The organism is Cohnella endophytica, from assembly GCF_003628305.1.
Taxonomy (GTDB): Bacteria; Bacillota; Bacilli; order Paenibacillales; family Paenibacillaceae; genus Cohnella; species Cohnella endophytica.
Window position 1 is genome coordinate 183,220 of the sequence record NZ_RBZM01000002.1, and the last position, 18,749, is coordinate 201,968.

The 18,749-nt window shown below is 51.2% G+C and carries 14 protein-coding genes; 6 read left to right on the forward strand and 8 right to left on the reverse strand.

Annotated elements, in window-relative coordinates; translation table 11 throughout:
• Nucleotides 1-113 precede the first annotated feature (113 nt).
• Entirely contained in the window at nucleotides 114-1,496 is a 1,383-nt protein-coding gene (locus tag D7Z26_RS02985) for a glycosyltransferase family 4 protein (RefSeq protein WP_233566580.1), read from the reverse strand.
• Here D7Z26_RS02985 and D7Z26_RS02990 point away from each other — a divergent pair.
• The 4 genes from D7Z26_RS02990 (at nucleotide 1,480) to D7Z26_RS03005 (ending at nucleotide 4,246) form a co-directional block, all read left to right on the forward strand.
• On the forward strand, nucleotides 1,480-1,989 hold the full coding sequence (locus D7Z26_RS02990) for an FMN-binding protein (RefSeq protein ID WP_120974585.1): 510 nt from the start codon (nucleotides 1,480-1,482) through the stop codon (nucleotides 1,987-1,989). The two genes, D7Z26_RS02985 and D7Z26_RS02990, sit on opposite strands and share 17 nt — an antisense overlap.
• Before the next feature lie 31 nt (nucleotides 1,990-2,020).
• Nucleotides 2,021-2,887, forward strand: coding sequence for an FAD:protein FMN transferase (locus D7Z26_RS02995; RefSeq protein ID WP_233566582.1), 867 nt, complete (start codon nucleotides 2,021-2,023; stop codon nucleotides 2,885-2,887).
• Nucleotides 2,888-3,721 (forward strand): RnfABCDGE type electron transport complex subunit D, encoded by an 834-nt coding sequence (locus tag D7Z26_RS03000; protein WP_120974586.1) that lies wholly within the window; start codon nucleotides 2,888-2,890, stop codon nucleotides 3,719-3,721.
• Between the two features lie 96 nt (nucleotides 3,722-3,817).
• Nucleotides 3,818-4,246 (forward strand): VOC family protein, encoded by a 429-nt coding sequence (locus D7Z26_RS03005; protein WP_120974587.1) that lies wholly within the window; start codon nucleotides 3,818-3,820, stop codon nucleotides 4,244-4,246.
• A gap of 65 nt (nucleotides 4,247-4,311) precedes the next feature.
• Here D7Z26_RS03005 and D7Z26_RS03010 read toward each other — a convergent pair whose 3' ends face one another.
• From D7Z26_RS03010 to D7Z26_RS03040, 7 genes are all read right to left on the reverse strand, one after another.
• Nucleotides 4,312-5,580: a serpin family protein gene (locus D7Z26_RS03010; RefSeq protein ID WP_120974588.1), complete on the reverse strand. Its 1,269-nt coding sequence runs from the start codon at nucleotides 5,578-5,580 to the stop codon at nucleotides 4,312-4,314.
• Nucleotides 5,581-5,669: 89 nt separating this feature from the next.
• Nucleotides 5,670-8,081, reverse strand: coding sequence for a glycoside hydrolase family 95 protein (locus D7Z26_RS03015; protein WP_120974589.1), 2,412 nt, complete (start codon nucleotides 8,079-8,081; stop codon nucleotides 5,670-5,672).
• A 92-nt stretch (nucleotides 8,082-8,173) separates the two neighbouring features.
• The gene (locus tag D7Z26_RS03020; protein ID WP_120974590.1) at nucleotides 8,174-9,904 is read right to left on the reverse strand and encodes an ABC transporter substrate-binding protein; all 1,731 of its coding nucleotides are present in this window, start codon (nucleotides 9,902-9,904) and stop codon (nucleotides 8,174-8,176) included.
• Between the two features lie 94 nt (nucleotides 9,905-9,998).
• The gene (locus D7Z26_RS03025; RefSeq protein WP_120975004.1) at nucleotides 9,999-10,835 is read right to left on the reverse strand and encodes a carbohydrate ABC transporter permease; all 837 of its coding nucleotides are present in this window, start codon (nucleotides 10,833-10,835) and stop codon (nucleotides 9,999-10,001) included.
• An 84-nt stretch (nucleotides 10,836-10,919) separates the two neighbouring features.
• A complete protein-coding gene (locus D7Z26_RS03030; RefSeq protein ID WP_120974591.1) occupies nucleotides 10,920-11,879 on the reverse strand; it encodes an ABC transporter permease in 960 nt (319 codons plus the stop codon).
• A 150-nt stretch (nucleotides 11,880-12,029) separates the two neighbouring features.
• Complete coding sequence (locus tag D7Z26_RS03035; protein WP_120974592.1) at nucleotides 12,030-13,565, reverse strand: response regulator transcription factor; 1,536 nt, start codon at nucleotides 13,563-13,565, stop codon at nucleotides 12,030-12,032.
• A complete protein-coding gene (locus D7Z26_RS03040; RefSeq protein WP_120974593.1) occupies nucleotides 13,558-15,342 on the reverse strand; it encodes a sensor histidine kinase in 1,785 nt (594 codons plus the stop codon). Before D7Z26_RS03040 ends, D7Z26_RS03035 begins: the two co-directional genes overlap by 8 nt.
• Nucleotides 15,343-15,553: 211 nt before the next feature.
• On the opposite strand from D7Z26_RS03040, the gene D7Z26_RS03045 reads away from it, so the two are divergent.
• Together D7Z26_RS03045 and D7Z26_RS03050 are read left to right on the forward strand one after the other, a co-directional pair.
• The gene (locus D7Z26_RS03045; protein WP_120974594.1) at nucleotides 15,554-18,373 is read left to right on the forward strand and encodes a glycoside hydrolase family 3 protein; all 2,820 of its coding nucleotides are present in this window, start codon (nucleotides 15,554-15,556) and stop codon (nucleotides 18,371-18,373) included.
• Nucleotides 18,374-18,422: 49 nt separating this feature from the next.
• Nucleotides 18,423-18,731: a Dabb family protein gene (locus tag D7Z26_RS03050; protein ID WP_233566584.1), complete on the forward strand. Its 309-nt coding sequence runs from the start codon at nucleotides 18,423-18,425 to the stop codon at nucleotides 18,729-18,731.
• Nucleotides 18,732-18,749 lie beyond the last annotated feature (18 nt).

Consider the following 18,749-nt stretch of genomic DNA (forward strand, 5'->3'; position numbering starts at 1 on the left):
TTCGTCCTTTGCAAAAAACTATTAAAAACAATTCTAAAATTGCATAAAAAAGGAACTTGACGAACAATAATATTAGGCTCGATAATTTGCCGAAAACAAATAAAATTCCGACCCTATTTTCTGGTCGGAACAGCGGCGATCGTCTTTTCTATGGCTTGCTTTAATAAAGAACCCGAACGGTTCCAAGATAGTTTTAACGCGTCGAGTCTGGCTTGCCGGCCTTTCGTAATGCACAGTCGAGGGTTCTCGTAGGCTTTTCTCATTTGTCTTTTTAAGCTGCCGATATCCGGTTCCGCCCACAGTTGCCCCTTTTCGGAGAATAAATGGCGGAATTGGCGCGAGATGGACGTTCTACGATTCATGCCGATGACGGGAGGGCGCAATTTGTATTGAACTAGGAAGGAATTATGGCTTGATAAGAAATCCATATGTCCGCCCCAACCGGTTGTTATAACGGGAACGCCGCTAGCCATCGATTCTAGGAATGGCAAGCCTATGCCCTCGCCTCGGGTAGGAAGAACGAAGGCATGCCCTTGTGCATAGATGCTTCTAAGTGACTTCGTATTTATATGCCGGGCAATGATCTGAATAGGGGCGGTGCTTTTACGAATGCCTAGTTTGGCTTTGTAAAACTGTATCCGGCTGCGGATCCATCGGTCATTCTCATAGGCGGCATATCCGTTTGTTTTGATGATCAATCGAACATTATCGCTCGAAGAAAACTCTTCCCAATAGGCTTTTAGCAGCCCTTCGGGATTTTTGCGATGCTGAAAACCGAATACGGATATGAAGGTAAAGGGTCGATTCGCTTTTTTAGAAGGAAGTTGCTTATTCATAGGAACAAACATTTTCGCATCCACGCCATGAGGAACGATGAATATGGGGGTTCTGATTCCGCTATCGCGCATAGCCTGTCTGTTCTGTCGCGAAGGGACGAATACGGCATCGGATTGATTGATCGGATTGATCCACCGCTTAGGAATGCGAGTCGTTTCCCAAACGGTATTAATAATAATCGTATCGTACTGCTTTCTTTCCTTGCGTAAGTTAATCGTATTTGGGGGGTAATGATAGATTAATACCTTGCGGTTATTCGACAGTCCTCCAGCTCGGCCTTGTATTTCAATTACCGAAGTATTCACCCCTTGACGTCTCAACGCCTTAACGTACTCTTTGCAGGCAATTCCAAGACCCGAGGTTCGTTTGACAGGCCCTTGCCATACGACATGATAGGCGGGGATCCTAATCGATGTGCTTTTTTTCGGGAGAACCTTAACCCTCAACACGGGTAGCCCATTGATCATGGAATACATCTCTTCAACTCCATGTACTAGAAGTATTCTTTTAGGATATGCCGATATTGCGCAAACGGTATGGTCATCTAAAATATTAACAAACTTATAGAAAAGCTTTATTTTAAGAAAATTTAAATGTTTCGAAGTTATACTGTGGAGGAATCGGAAAAATGGAGGAGTATGAATGGCCAAGATGAACAAAAAATGGGTTGTTCTATGTTCTGCAGCCCTAGGCGCTATTTATGCCGCCGAATATTTCGCAACGGAAGCCCAAGCCTTGCCACATAATTCCGAACGCTCCCAATTGAGCATTCCATCCGAGGCTAGCTCCCCCATTAACAGCGCAGCACCGACACTGCCCCCTGTAAACAACGTAGCCCCGAGCAGTCCCGCCGAAAGCGCTCCGACTCCAAGTTCCTCCAAGAAAATGTATAATGACGGCTCCTATATTGGAATAGGCAGCAATCGCCGCGGATCGATCGAGGTAACCGTAACGATTCAGCACGATAAAATAACGGATGTTGAAATTAGCCGTTTTGCCATGCATTACTCCGATAGAGACGTCGTAGGACTGCCTGATGAAGTGTTGCAAAAGCAAAGCGCTCAGGTAGATAACGTAAGCGGCGCAACGTATAGCGTAAGGGCGTTCGAAGATGCCGTCCAGGAGGCACTTTCGCAGGCGAAAAATGCATAACGCGGCGAGCCGTCCAATAGGAAAAACGAAAATGTACATGGATACCGTCGTCGACATTCAAGTCGTCACCGAACAACCGCAGCATTTGGTCGAAGCGTCAATCGACCGGGCTTTTGCAGCCTTTCGTAAAGTGGAGGACGCCTGCAGCCGGTTTAGTCAGGACAGCGAATTGATGATAGCGTGCCGACGCATAGCTGCCCCCGTTCCGGTTAGCTCTTATTTATTCGAACCCTTGAGGTTTGCGTTGGAAATTGCCGAATGGACGAACGGCGTATTTGACCCGACAGTGGGAAAAACGATGGAGGAATGCGGCTTTAATCGCCACTATTTGTCTGGCGAAGTCATTGAAAGCTTCGCCGACGCTTCCGTTACGTATCGAGACATCGTTATGGATGAGCATAACCGTACACTATATCTGAAAAAACCGATGGTGATCGATCTGGGCGCAGTGGCCAAGGGATTCGCGATTGATTTGGCCTCAAGAGAGCTTCAGCGGTTTGAACGTTTTGTCGTGAATGCCGGCGGGGACCTTTACGCGGGAGGATCGGATGAACGACGGAATGTATGGAAGATCGGCATCCAGCATCCTGAGAGAGCGGAGCAAAACATCCATATCGTTGAAATTACGAACGAAGCGATTTGTACCTCCGGAAGTTACGAGCGAAAAAGCTCCGTAACGGACGGCGTTCACCATATTATCCATCCCCGAACGAAGCGTTCGCCTAATGATTGGGTCAGTTGCACCGTTATCGCCCCTTTCGCCATGATGGCCGATGCTTTCTCTACCGCGGCCTTTTTGCTTGGGGAGGAAGGCTCGAAGGCTCTCATCGAACAGGCGGAGCTAAAAGGAATTTTGATTTCATCCCAGTTGCAAATCATGAAGATAGGAGAAGTATAAATGAAACCCAAGATATGGGCCAAATCGCCAAAAGGATATGTCCTGATGATCATGGTTGCTTTTCTCGGCATTGCCTCCTATGTATCCCATGAATCGAAGGGCCTCGAGAACGCTCTTATTGCGGTTGTCGCGGCTGTAGTAGCGGATATCGTATGCTGTCTGTTCGAGAAAAGAAAGCGGATCTTTCCGGACGGAGCGGTCATTACCGGGGTGATCGTCTCCCTGATTCTTAGCGTAACTTCCCCATGGTATATCGTTGCGTCGACCTCCGTCCTCTCTATTCTATCCAAGCATCTCTTAGCATACAGAAAAAAACCGGTCTTTAATCCAGCCGCGATTGGACTGCTTCTATCCGTTCCCATCTTTCATGCGCAGCAAAGCTGGTGGGGCGCTTTTGGGGATTTTAACGCATTGTTTCTATTGATTATCCTGGTTGGCGGTTATTGGGTTGCCCATCGCATTCAGAAATTCCCATTGGTGTTCTCCTATCTCGGAGCTTATCTGATCGCTATGTTCGTTATAAGCGTGGGCATTGTTCCGATCGGTTCCGAAACGCTTCATTCGGGGGATATCTTTGACGCGCTTCGGCCGCCGTTTATTAACGCGACGCTGTTTTTCGCTCTGTTTATGCTGACGGATCCCCCTACTTCCCCTGCCAAAACAAGGGATCAAATCATTTTCGGGATGCTTGCCGCTATTGCGGGAGCGGTCGTTTACCGTTTATTCGGAGGATTGATTTACTTGTATATCGGATTGCTGGTCGGCAATTTATATCAATTATTAAGGGGCATGATCCGCCCTCAGCACCGCGCGGCGATCCGTGTATCCGAGTAAGTGCTCAAGCAAGAATAATTTGGATTAGCGCTCGTATGATGATACAATTTTATTTGGACAAGAAAATACTTATTTATCCAAGGAGAGATGTTACGAATGGCAGTCAATGCGTATTTGAATTTCAACGGCAATTGCCGGGAAGTCGTCTTGTTCTACGCGAAGGTATTCGGAATCGACAATCCTTACGTCCTTGCATTCGGCGACATGCCGCCCAACCCGGAATTCCCGCTCCCGGAAGGCACCGAGAAACTCATCATGCATGCCAGGCTGAACATCGGCGGCAGCGACGTCATGTTCTCGGATGTGTTCCCGGGCATGCCGTTTACTCCCGGCAATAACATCAGCCTCTCGTTCTCTTCCAAGAACGAGGATGAAGTACGCGCCGCTTTCCATCAATTAAAAGAGGGCGGAACGATCGGCATGGAGCTCCAAGAGACGTTCTGGAGCAAGTGCTACGGAAGCGTTACCGACAAATACGGAATCGGCTGGCAGTTCAACTTCGATAACGGAGAACCTATGCAATAGATGTAATTAAATTTTATAAAAAGACGCGGGATCCGCCTACACCATGGCGAGGATTCCGCGTCTTGTTATTTATTCGATGACATATTCGGAGAAATAACGGTACCGATGAACAAGACGGCTTTCGTCTCCGTATCCACGATCGCTACGACGAACGGCCGGTCGATTGTTATATGAAAGGAATCGTGCGGTTCAGCCGAACCGGTCAACATTTCGATTTTCGTCGCCGCCGCGGCTTGAACGCCTTGTTCGTCTATGACGAGCGACGAGAAATGTTCGATCTTGCCGATGAAGAGATTATCGGGGTTCCGCACGATTCGATTAAAGTTCGCTTTATCGGGATCAAACGCATCTTTCATTCCTAACGTCATCAAAGATTCTTTCAGACTTTCGGAGTAATTAAACGACACCCTAGGCAAATCAAGCGTTCCATGTCTCCACTCATAGGGTTCGGTTAACAACGTGGGCTCGGCCGCCAGCTTCGCTTGCAGTCTGCTTAACGCGCCTACGCTCTCGTCCGGAAGAAGAACGGCCAAATAAGCCGAGCCTTGCTTTCCGATCGGAATCCGTACTCCCTCGAAATCGGATTTCTTGGCGTACTCGTACATGCCGCCCTTCGACATCATCTGTACGAACACATCTTCATCCGCTTTGCCCGTTACGTGGAACCTCGCGCGATTCGTAGAAGCAGGAGTGAACGGCTCCATCCACGCCCCCTCGAAATCGATCGTATTAAGGACATAAAGGACGGCGTTACCGTTTATTTCTTTCATCACCTCTTTGATCTTCCCGCCCGTGTGCTTCTCGACCCAATCGTTCATTTTTTTGATCGTAACCTCGTCATCGTCCCCGAATGCGAACGTGTCCGCGGCATAATCGACTTGGGATCCGCGAACGAATTCCTTATCAAACGGCATGCCTGATCTCATCCATAATGAGCTGGCGAAGTTCTTTCTCACCTTCTCATCCGAGGGATAAGTTAGCCTATCCAATAAAACGCGGTAATCGCTTCCGACTTCCGCATTCGTCAGCTTCTCTATGCCTAGCGTCGACTTCAGCTCCGATTCCGTCGTTCCCGAGGCACCGTTCGCCATAAGCGCCAATGCCGCGGACACGCTGATTGGCGACAGGAATACGTTTCTATCGGGCGACTTACGTGACATATCGCCGAATAAGGCCAACCCGAAGCGGTTCGAGGCTTCGACGACTCGCTTATCCACTTCTCTCGGGGAAATCCGGCTTTCCGCGCGAATGCTCTCTTTCTCCTCGTTTCCGCAACCCGAGCATAATCCGATGAACAATACTGCAATCCCAAGACCACAAACCGTCCGGCGCATGCAACTCCCCCTAGCTGATTGTTATAATTTGTAAGACGAATCAGCTAGAGGAAATGTTGCGACGAGCAACCATTACGATCCGCAACCTATTATCGCGTCACCCTGATGAAATAGCGGCTACTCGCAGACGTTTCGAAATCTCCTTCCGGACTTACCGCAACATCGGCTCCCTGTTCGTTTTTTACGCACCATTCACCATACGCATATTTGATGCGGCAATTAGCCCCGTGCGCGGACGTTACGGCTGCTTCGGTCAACCGTCCGTCTTTCCATGACAGGTTTATCGAGAACCCGCCTCGCGCTTTCAAACCGCTTATCCAACCCGATCGCCATGCCATCGGCAACGCAGGCAACAACTCGATACGGTTATGGTGACTTTGCAACAGCATTTCCGAGATGCCTGCCGTCCCGCCGAAGTTACCATCGATCTGGAACGGCGGATGCGCATCGAACAAATTCGGATAGGTTGAGTTAGCTAACAGGGTTTGTACCATAACATGCGCTTGGCTCGAGTCCTTAAGCCGAGCGAACTGATTGATTAGCCATGCGCAGCTCCAGCCGGTATGTCCTCCGCCATGAGCGAGACGGCGTTCCAACGTAACCGCCGCTGCCCGAAGCAGCTCGGGCGTCTCATCGTGAATCTGGACTCCGGGATGAAGACCGTATAAATGCGAGATATGCCGATGACCGGGCTCCGCCTCTTCGTAGTCTTCCAGCCACTCTTGGATTTGTCCGTGGCGGCCGATCCGACAATCCGGCAGCTTGACGATCGCTTCGCTAAGCTCGTCCCTTAACGCATCTTCCTCTTCCCCGCCGATAGCACGAATCGCTTCAAGCGTATTCGTGAACAACTCCCGGATAATGGCGATGTCCATCGTCGAGGCGACAGTAACGTTGCACGACTCTCCGTTCGCGAGCAGGAACGCGTTTTCCGGAGAAGTCGAGGGGTTCGTAACTAACGTCCCGTCCGGCAATACGGTTAACCAATCGAGACAGAACAACGCGGCTCCTTTCATGATCGGAAAAGCGCGCTCCCGCAAGAAGCTTACATCGAGAGAGAACAAGTAACGATCCCACAGATGCCGAACAAGCCATGCTCCGCCCAATGGCCAGAACGCCCAACAGGCGCTGCCTCCCGTCGGCGTGCTCATTCTCCATAGATCGACATTATGATGGGTCGTCCATCCCCTGCAGCCATAGTGAATTTCCGCCGTACGCCTGCCGCTATTGCTCAAGTCTTGCAGCATATCGAACAGAGGATCATGGCATTCGCTTAGATTAGCGACTTCCGCAGGCCAATAATTCATCTGCGTATTGATATTCACCGTATAGTCGCTATTCCAAGGCGGTTGCACATGGGGATTCCATATGCCTTGTAGGTTCGCCGGCTGAGTTCCCGGACGCGAGCTAGCCATGAGCAAATATCGCCCGTATTGAAAATATAGCGCCTCAAGCGCCGGATCCTTCTTCGTCTGACGATAAGCGTTCAACCGCTCATCCGTTGGCTTCTCCTCAACCCTAACTGCGGCTTCCGAGATTTCCGCGTCTCCCTCAAGTCTAAGATCGACGCGACGAAACAATTGTCGATGATCCTGCAAATGCCGGCTTCTCGCGCGCTCGTAGCCGGTAACCGACGCGGCCGATAATAACTTCCGGCATCTTTCCGATATGCCCTCTTCGTCAGGCGTCGCGTCATAACCCGTAAACCCCGTGGCAGCGGCGACGTAAATCGTTAACATCTTAGCTTTTCGAATCTCGAGTTTTCCGTTTTTCGTCGCATGCACGAGCCCGTCCGTATCGATCAATACCCGTGCTTCATAAGGCAATCCTAGACCCGTCTCGTATAGCACGGATGCCGGATGATCTCCGCGGTAATTGTCGGAAATATGACTAGGCGCCCTGCCCTTCAAGATTAGCGTATCCCCATCCGCTTCCACGGTATGTCTAAGCGGCGATTCAAAACCGAGATCGACATCCAAGCTTCCTTCCTCAGCGAAATATCGGACGAATATCGCTTGATCCGGTGCGCTCGCGAAATATTCGCCGCGCAGGGAAATGTCGCCAGTCCGATAGACTACCGTAGCGATTCCGTCGTCCAACGTTAACGCTCGCCTGTAATCCCGAATAGCTTCGGCGTTCCCCGAGACGCGCCCCCAATCGAGCGTCAGAGTGCCGAGAGGCAAATACGGCTCGCAATCTCTCCCGAGCATTTTCGCCTCGATCAGCCGTTGCGCTTCCGCGTTCCGCCCGTCGAATATTAGCTTCCGAGCCTCGGCGAGATGTCGTCTCGCTTCGTAGTTCATACCGTCTCGCGGAAATCCGGCCCATAGCGTATCTTCGTTAAGCGCGAGCCTTTCGACGTCCGTGCCTCCGAACACCATCCCGCCTAGACGTCCGTTGCCGATCGGAAGCGCCTCTTCCCATACCGATGCGGGCTTCTGATACCACAGCTTCCATTCCTGTCCGTTTCTCTCTTCTTCGATCCCTCTTATCCTTGTCATGGATCTAACCCTCCGTTATCGCAAACAGAGTCCGGCTATGCCGGACTCTGTTCCTCTTGTATGAATGCCTCGAATCTTTATCCGAACTAAGCTTAGTCGTTCCAGAGCTTGACGCGATCCGCCACGAGCTGGCCGCGAAGTTCTTCCGCTTTGTGAACGCCGGCTTTTTCCAACTGGGCGACGTAATCGTCCCAGATGCCGTCGAATTGCTCCGGCTTCGCCAGAATCGCTTTCGGAATCATTTTCCAAGTGATGTTTTTCAGCTTCTCGTCGAGAACCGTTATGTCGCTGTCGCTTGGGATCGGAATGTTCCATGCCGCTCCCCACGGTTTGATCTTGAATTCTTCTTCTTTAGGGAACAAGTCTTTCCAGATCGTCGCGCCGTATCCCTTCAATACTTCTTTTTCCACGTCGCTGTAATCCGTAGTCAATTGCTCCGGGAACTTCAGCGTGTAATAGTTGTCCGTCGGATCTTTCACTCCGTCGCCGTAGTGAGGACCCATCGTGTTGTAGAACCCGATACCCGTTTCTTTTGCGAAGTTCGTCGCGTCGTTGACGCGGCGATTGTTCACTTCAGGTATCATGACGCGTTTGCCGTTCTCGACCGTGTAATGCTTGCCTTCGATACCCCAGTTCAACAGCACTTGGCCTTCGTCGGACGCCAGATAGTCGAGGAATTTGATCGCCGCGACCGGATCCGGATTTGTCTTGGAAATCGCGATGCCGTTACCCGCCATGAAGCCAGTCGGCCAGAATGAAGTTTCTTTGAACGATTCGTTGAGCGTAATCGGATAATGGCCGTAAGCATATTCCATCTTGCCTTCCGCTTTCAGCGCTTTCTCGCCGTCCGCGTAATCCCACAATTGGTCGATCAATCCAAGCACGCGGCCGGAAGCCACTTTCGCTTTGTATTGGTCGTATTTCTGAACGAAGCTTTCTTTGTCGAGCAAGCCTTCCGCGTTCATGTGGTTAAGCCATTTGAAGTAATCTTTTTCCGCCGGACGCAGGAAGTGGTACGTCACTTTGTTCGTATCGACATCGATGTTGTATTCTCCGTCGTCCGGTCCGCCGGTCGCGAAGAACGCCGGATTCGTTACGGAGATATACATGTGCCAATCGTCAGCGTTCAAGGAAATGCCGATGTTTTTGTTACCCTTGTCGTCGGTCGGATGTAGCGCCAAATATTGTTTAATAGCGTTTTCAAAATCTTCCACCGTACGCATTTTCGGATAGCCGAGCTCTTTCACGACGCGGTGCTGCAACGAGAATCCGCCGCCCGCTTCGAAATAATGCTGGTCTACGCCGGCAACGGTAGGCAAAACGTAAATCGCGTGATCGTCGTTACTGTAGTATAGACGTTTCAATTGATCGCCGTATACTTTTTTGATGTTCGGGCCATATTGGTCGATCAAGTCCGTCAAGTCGATAACGGCGCCCGCGTCGACGAATTTGTTGATGCTGTTCTTGGCGGCGATCAAATCCGGATATTTGCCGCTGGAAGCGATAAGCGCGGATTTCTGAACCGGATCTCCGACCGCGAATTCCGCGTCGATCGTGACGCCCGTTTTTTCCGTAATGACTTTTCCCGTTTCGTCTTGCATATTCGCCCAGTTCGGGTTCGGATCTTCGCTGTAGAAGGAGAACGTGATCGGTTTTACCGCTTCAGGACTTGCGCTTTCGGAGCTGCTCGGCGAGCTGCCGGCGGTACTCGTAGCGGTAGGACTGGCATTGTCGTTCTTGTTGTTGCTTCCGCATCCCGCCAGCACGCCGGCGAACAGCGTCGTGGCCATCAGGACGACGGGCCATTTTTTCTTTGCTGCCATTTTTTAACCCTCCTATTATCTATCGAAGCTTATATGCGTATCGCGGGTTGCCCCGTACATACCGATAAGTATCCGGCGAACCGGGAAAGGGAGACTACCCTTTCACGGCGCCGAGCGTCATGCCTTTGACGAAATAACGTTGAAGGAACGGATATACGAGAAGAATCGGCACCGTAACGACGATCGTAATCGCCATTTTAACGGATTCGGGAGATATCGTAGCCATCGCTTGGGTCATATTCGTCGAGCGATAATCGCCGTTATTGCCCGTCGTCGTGCTTTGCAGCACTTTCATAAGCTCGTATTGCAGCGTCGTCAGATGATCGCTCGTGGCGTTGTACAGGTACGTATCGAACCACGAGTTCCACTGCCCAACGGCAAGGAACAATGCGATCGTCGCCAGCGCCGGCGTCGTCATCGGCAAGATGATCCGCCAAAAGATTTTAAAGTCGTTCGCGCCGTCTATTTTCGCCGACTCTTGCAAGGCGAAAGGAATGCCGTCGATGAACGATCGGATGACAAAAACGTTAAACGCGCTTACTAAACCCGGAAGAACGTATACGGCGAACGTGCCCATCATGTGCAAATCTTTGATGAGGAGATACGTCGGAATGATGCCGGCGGAGACGTACATCGTAATCGCCAAGTACACAGAAACGAAACGGCGTCCTTGGAAATCCGGCCGAGCAAGCGTGAATGCCAGCATAGATGCGCTGATCAAGCCAAGTATCGTACCGACGACCGTACGCAACACCGAGATTTTGAATCCGGTGACCAATCCGCTGAAGGAAAAAATGATTTGATAGTTTTTTAAGGTAAACTCTCGAGGGAATATCGTAATCCCTCCGCGGACGCTATCCGTAGAATCGTTGAACGACAACGCCAGCACGTTTAGGAACGGGTACAGCGTCGCCACTGTAACCAGAATCATGACGATTGCGATCGCGATATCGAAGACGCGGTCGGATACGGGAGTTTTTCTGCGCAAGCGAATCGTTGTCAATGTGGCACCTCCTTAGATGACGCTCTCTTTCGTAATCCGCTTGAACAGTCCGTTGGCGGTGAACAGCAGAAGAAGGCTGACGACCGAACTGAAGATATTTACGGCGGTTCCGAACGAATAACGGCTCATTTGGAGTCCATATTGCAAGGAGTACAGATCCAGTACCTGCGAATAATCCCGAACGAGATTGTTGCCTAGCAAGAACTGTTTCTCGAAACCGTTGTTGATTAAGTGACCGATGGATAAAATGAGCAAAATCATGATCGTGGAGCGAATGCCCGGCAACGTGATGTGCCAGATCTGCTTGATTCGTCCGGCTCCGTCGACCTTGGCCGCTTCGTACAGTTCGGGTCCGATACCGGCTATCGCGGCCAAATAAATGATCGCGCTCCAACCCGTTTCCTTCCACAAATCGGATACCGTTACGATTCCCCAGAACAAATTGCCTTTACCCATGAATTGGATCGGCTCGTGGATAAAACCCAAACCCATCAAAATGTCGTTCACGACTCCGTTGTCGCTCGAGAGCATTCTCGTGATGATGCTCGTCGCTACGGCCCAGGATACGAAGTGAGGCAAATAGGAAATCGTCTGCACGAATCTCTTGAAGAACATTTGGCGAATTTCGTTGAGCAACAAGGCGAACATAATCGCCACGACGAAACCGGAGATCAGTCCCATGATGCTCATGGCTAACGTGTTGCGCAAAACTTGGTAGAACACCTCGTCGTGAAACAACGTCTTGAACTGGTCGAATCCGACCCATTTTTGATGAAAAACCGATTGGCCGTTAGGTTTGAATTTCTGAAACGCCATCAACCAGCCCCACAAAGGGTAATAGCTGAAAACGAACACCCACAGAACGAAAGGCAACGACATTAGGTATAAATATTTGTTGCGGATGAATGTCGTCCAGAATCGGCCGGTACGGGAGCGCTCTTTGGTGTTCATAGTTGCGGTGACCGCTTTCATGGAATCCCTCCTGCTTCATGATTCAATCATATCGGAATGACCCCGGGATGGACTACCCAAAGGATTTGGCACAAAATCATATAAAAATTAGCGTAAAAAAACGCTTGCATTTCCCTTTCAGGAAGCAAGCGTAGCAAATATGTCCGATGATCACGATTTTTTGTAACCCGTCGGCGACGTGCCCACGTATTTGCGGAATTTGATGTGGAAATAATCGACGTTGGCGTACCCGACTTTCTCCGCCACTTGGTACACTTTTAAACCTTGCTCAATCAATAGTTTCGCTTGTTCCATCCTGACTTTATCGAGATACGTATTAAAATGCTCTCCGGTCACTTGTTTGAACAGTTTGCCTAAATACGCGCTATTGTAATTGAATAATTCCGCCAGCTTCTCAAGCTTCAGATTCTCGGCGTAATTACGATGAATGAAATCCAGCACGCGCTTGATCAGCGTGTCGGAGCCTCCGTTGTCCACCGTTCCCGCCATTCCCTCCGCGATCGCGGACAAGCGGTCGATTAGCGCTAAATAGCGGGTTTCCTTATAGATTTCCACCATGCTCGCCCGCAGCTCGATGCTGTGCATCTCCGAGCGGTCGCGCGTGAGCTTGTCCAAGACGGTGGAAAACAGTTGCACGAACCGGGTCTTAATCTCCTCTTCCGTGCTGCCCTTGCGTACCATTTCCTCGGCCGCATGCTGAATAAAACGCCTCACCGAGTCCGAATTACCCACTTCAAGCGCTAAATACAGCGTTCCCGCCGCGTCCGCGAACAGTTCATCCAGCGAATCCGCGTCATCCTCCCGTACATGCGTCGCCGTTTCGCGATCCGCCCGGGAGATCGTGCCTTTCTCCAGAAAAAAACGATTTTGTATCCGATCGAGAGCGATCTCGTAAGAAACGGCTATCTCTTCCAACCGCCCCGCTTCGCCTCCCGACACAGCGAATATATCGATCACGGGCTGCTCGCACGAATCCCATATTTCCTTGTACAAGCTTCTGCGCTGCTTCTCGTCCCCGAGAGCTCCTTTCAAGAGAACGCCGACATAAGGCGGCATAGAGAACGCGGCTCCCCTATCGCGGTTGTCGAACAACTCGGTGAGCTTATGTTTGATTAATGTGTGAAGCGCTGGCACCATCTCGTTGCTCGTGACGGGCTTAATGAGCATCACTTCGAATGAGTCCCATTGCAATTTCCGTTCCAATTGCGCGTAAGCGGCAGACGGCAACTGCTCTCCGGACAAAAAAGCAGCCAGCAGAGAATCCAGCCGGAGCTCGGGTTCGTCTTGCCGATTGACTTTGTCGAACCGCGCCGAATCCATCTCGGACCGTAGTTGATCCAAATATCCGATCAGTTCGTCCTCGTCTACGGGCTTGAGCAAATAGCCGTCGATGCGGTACGAGATCGCTTGTTTGGCGTATTCGAAATCGGCATAACCGCTTAAGATCAGCACGCGCATGTCAAGCTCCAAGCCGCGAATTTGGCGGATCAGCTCCAAGCCGGTCATGCCGGGCATCCGGATATCGACGATCAACAGATCGGGACGCAATTGGTTGCACTTCTGCAATGCTTCCTGGCCGTTCGCCGCCATGTCGATAACCTCGTAGCCCAATTCCTGCCAAGGTATAAGCGTACTCAGCCCTTCGCGAATCGTAGGTTCATCGTCGACGAGCAATACTCTATACATGGAATTCCCCTCCAAGCGGTATCGTGAATGTAATATGGGTTCCGACGCCCGGCTCGCTCTTGAAAACTAGTCCATGCTCGCTGCCGAAGGTCAACTGAAGGCGCAAATGAACGTTGCGCAGACCGATCCGATTGTTCTCGTCGTCCTCCGTTTCGTTCATCGAAGTCGTCAATTGCGCGATTTTGTCGGCCGACATCCCTTCTCCGTTATCGAATACGTCAACGCGGATCAGATTACCGTCCATTTCCGCTTTCACGTACACGATGCCGCCTTCGGTTTTGTTCTCCAATCCGTGAATGACGGCATTCTCCACGAGAGGCTGAATGATCAGCGGCGGAATGTTCGTATCGCCCGCTCGAGGATCGATAAGCAGCGAATATTGAAGCCGATCTTCGTAACGGAATTTCTGAATGTCCAAATAACAACGTACGATATCGATCTCGCTCGATAGCTTCGTCATTCCCGTTCCGATTTCGATATTCCTGCGCATAAGCTTGCCCAGCAGGCGCACGACCTGGGAGATTTCCTTCTCCCCCTTCAAATGCGCTTTCATCCGAATCGATTCCAGCGCGTTGAAGAGAAAGTGAGGATTGATCTGACTGGCCATCATCTTCAGTTTAATCTCGTTCTGCTTAGATTCGAGCAGGTTTTTCTGGCGGTTGGACTCCTGGACTTCCGCCACCAAGCCGTTAATGCTCGCAACCATCGCGTTGAACTGTCTCGACAGCTGGCCGATTTCGTCTTTGCCGTCGATCTTTAAGGCGATATCGAGATTTCCCGTGGCCACTTTGGATATATGCTTGCTCAGACGAAGCATCCGCTTGGACAAAATCGTCGCCACGGCGTAAATGAGGATAATGGCGAGCACCAAACTAGCCGAAATGACCATAAGAGCCAGAACGTTGATCCGATTCGCGTCCTTCACGATCGAAGCGATGGAAAATACGGATATGATCCGCAACGCGTTCATGCTGGATTGAGGCATTATGGGCTCGATCAGCACGCGCGACTCGTTCCCGTCCACGTACGCGTCGAATGATCCCCCCTGTTCCATAATGACGTCTTTCTGGAAGTCGACGTCCGCCATCGTTTTGCCGACCATACCCGAACGGTTCGCGGCCACGATCGTATTGGAATCGTCTACGATCATCGTCTCGAACGATTCTTGGCTTAAGATGCTATTTAACATTTCCATGTTCAGGTTGATCGACAGAACGCCGTTCGATCCTTGCTCGGGGAAGTTGACTTTGCGTACGAGGCTCAAATATTTTTTGTGGTCCCTATCATCCTCCAGATAGTACCAGCTGATCATGCCGTTCGTGCTGTTAAGCGCTTTCTGATACCAAGCGGATTGAACGATCGCCTGCTCGGGCTGGACGAATTCCCAGTTGTCGAGCAGCGTCGGATTGTCCATATAGAAACGAATATTCGATACTTCCTTGTATAACCTGCGGTTTTCCTTAAAGTCCGTATAGTCACGGTAGGCTTGAACGAGATCGTAGATGTTTTCGTATTTGCGCGTGGCGACGGCTCCGAGACGTTCGTCGTTAGCCAACCTGTAAGCGCTGTCGATAGCGACATTCATGAGCTCCGCGGTACGCGCTTTAACGCGTTGGACGTTCGTTAACGTCTGATCCGTCGCGTTTCCGAGCGCCATATTGCGTAATTCGTTCGTCAGCAGAATGCCGACGACAAGTACCGGTATGAAAACGACGACGATAAAAGACAGGAACAGCTTCGTCCGCAGTTTCATGTCGTTCAGCGCGCGAAATAGCATGAAGCAGCCCCCTTCCGTTACGAGAATTCCCGATCAATAAACTACATTAAGCTTTATTGTCCGCCTTGTAAATATTTTCGACAACTAATTATGAACGGATTATTGCGCCAATTTGCCCGGTATTTTCGATGTTCCCCGCATGTTAAAATCGTTAAAAACAGCGGCGCGGCTATTCGCCATGCCGTCAATCGTTCAATCGGGAGCTGATCGCATGTCGGAAAAACACGAATATCCATTCCAAAATCCAGATCTTCCATTAGATCAAAGAGTCGAAGATCTCGTATCGCGCTTGACGCTGGACGAGAAAATCAACCTCATGTGCCAATACCAAGATGAAATTCCCCGCCTCGGCATCAAGCCGTATAAGCACGGAACCGAAGCGGCGCACGGCATGGCTTGGCTTGGCGAAGCGACAAGCTTCCCTCAGCCCATCGGGCTCGCGTGCACTTGGGATACGGAGCTACTGCAACGTATCGGCAGCGCGATCGGGGACGAAGCGCGGGGCTTCTATAAGCGTAATCCGGCGATCAACGGATTAACTCTCTGGGCGCCGACCGTCGATATGGAACGCGATCCGCGCTGGGGCCGCACGGAAGAAGCGTACGGGGAAGATCCGCATCTGACGGGCAAACTCTCCTCCGCTCTCGTTCGCGGCCTGCAAGGCGACGACCCTTTTTACTTGAAAGCCGTAGCTTCGTTGAAGCACTTCATAGGAAATAACAACGAGATCAACCGGGGCGATTGCTCGGTCAGTATCGATCCTCGCAACATGAAAGAGTATTATTTGAAGGCGTTCGAAATTCCGTTCAAGGAAGGCGGGGCCAAGTCGATGATGACCGCCTACAATTCCGCGAACGGCGTCCCCGCGAACTTGAATACGGACGTAAATACGATCGTGAAGCAGGAATGGGGCATGGACGGATTCGTCGTCAGCGATGCCGGGGACGTTCTTGGCACAGTGAACGATCATAAATACGTCGATACTTACAAAGAAGCGGTCGCCTTAACGATCAAAGCAGGAGTAGACAGCATTACCGACGATCACGACATCTCGAAACAAGCTATTCGCGATGCGCTCGCGGAGAGAATGCTGACGGAGTCGGATCTCGACCGCGCGCTTAGGAATACGTTCCGCGTTCGCTTCCGTCTCGGCGAATTCGATCCGGACGAACGTAATCCCTACGCTTCCATCGACGAATCCGTCATCCTGAAGCCCGAACATGTCCAGCTTTCGCTCGAAGCCGTCCGCAAGAGCGTCGTCCTTCTGAAAAATGACGGCTCCCTCCCACTACAAGCGGATAAATTGAGCAAAGTTGCGGTCATCGGACCGCTCGGGGGCAAAGTGTATCGCGACTGGTACAGCGGAACATTACCGTACGCGATTACTCCGCTTGAAGGCATTATGAAGCAGTTGTCGGCTTCCGGTCAATCCGTCCGATTCGCCAGCGGTTGCGATCACGTCAAATTGAAAGCGAAAGCGAGCGGAAATTACGTGGGTTTATCCGCCGATGAGAAACGGACGCTTGTTGCGGACAAATCGATCGCGGACGAAGCGGAAACTTTCGAGGTGACCGATTGGGGCTGGAACGGACATACGTTGATTTCAAGCTCCAATGGTCGCTATCTTACGACGGACGACGAACGCGTGACCGCCTCCTCGGAGCATATCTGGGAGTGGTTTACTAAGGAAATGTTCCATGTCAGGCATGATCAGGGCGGGGCCGCGATCACGACGTGGAACGATCGGCCTATCCGCGTCGATAAAATGTCGGGGGAATTGTCCGTGCAAGACGGCTCTCCTCGCGACGCGGACGGCTTCGAATTCGAGAAAGTCGAAGACGGAATTCGCGACGCGGTCGACGCTGCCCGCGAATCGGAAGTCGCCGTCGTGTTCGTCGGCAATCACCCGCTTATTAACGGCAAAGAAACGATCGACCGACCTGATCTTACGCTCGCCGAATCCCAAGAACGCCTGATCAAGGAGGTCTACGCGGCGAATCCGAATACGATCGTCGTTATCGTAGGCAGCTATCCTTTCGCCATCCCTTGGGTAGACGAGCATATTCCCGCCGTCCTTTATTGTTCCCATGCCGGACACGAAATCGGAACCGCTCTAGCGGACGTCCTGTTCGGAAAGTACAATCCTGCCGGAAAGTTGAACATGACTTGGTATTCTTCCGTCGATCAGCTTGGCGAATTCATGGATTACGACATCATCAAGAGCGAGCGCACCTACCAGTATTTCACAGGCAAACCGCTCTACCCTTTCGGCCACGGCCTTTCCTATGCTTCGTTCGAGTATGATGAATTCCAACTGGATGCAGATCGAATTGCCGAGAGCGGGACCGTAAAGGCGAAGCTTCGCGTAAGGAATACGGGCACGATAACCGGCGAAGAAGTAGTCCAACTGTATACTCATGTTGAAGGTTCACGCGTGAAACGTCCTTTACGGCAGTTACAAGCTTTCCGCCGAATTAGCTTATCGGCGGGAGAATCCGCTATCGTCGAATTTCAGTTGCGGGCAACCGACTTGACCTTCTGGGATGTAACGCGGGAGCGTTTCTGTTTGGAGCAAGGAAATTGTCACGTCTGGATCGGCGCTTCCTCTTCCGATATCCGGTTAACGGGTACGATTGCGGTAGAAGGCGAACAGGTGCCCGCACGCAATCCGCAAGCTACCATCAAAGCGATCAATTACGACGACTACGAAGGCGTAATTATCGGCGAGAACACCGAAGGCGGCAGCAGCGTCATCGCAGTGGCGCCGACTGCATGGATCCGGTTCGACGACGTTGCCTACGGATCAGGAGTAACTTCCTTTAATGCAAGGGTATCGGGTAAATACGGAGCCTGCATAGAGATTCGGCGCGGAAGTCCGACGGGGCCTCTTGTGGGCAGTTGCGAGCTCCTAAACAAGGAATCCGGGTGGCATACGGTTTCCTGCCGCGCAGAGCTCCATGAAGGAACGGAGAGCCTTTGTCTCGTTCTTAAAGGCGAGCTTCGGATCGGTTCATTTCAATTTTTCTCGTAAATAGCCTATACTCCTAGTGAAGACTGATAATATGAAGGAGGCACTTTCCGTGGGCAAGCAATCGATCATACATTCCGTAATCTTTAATCTGAAGCATCCGAAAGGATCCGACGAGGAAATCAAATTTTTGGCGGACGGGCGCTCCATCCTTTCATCAATACCCGTCGTTCGCCATTTCAAAGTTTATCGGCAGAGCAGTCCGAAAAACGATTACGCTTTCGGATTCTCCATGGAGTTCGCGAACGCGGACGACTACGAGGCCTATAATGTCCATCCGTTGCACCGGAGCTTCGTCGCCGAGCGATGGGAGACGGAAGTCGAACGCTTCCTCGAGATCGACTACGAGGACATAGATTAGCTAATAAGCAATAGAAGC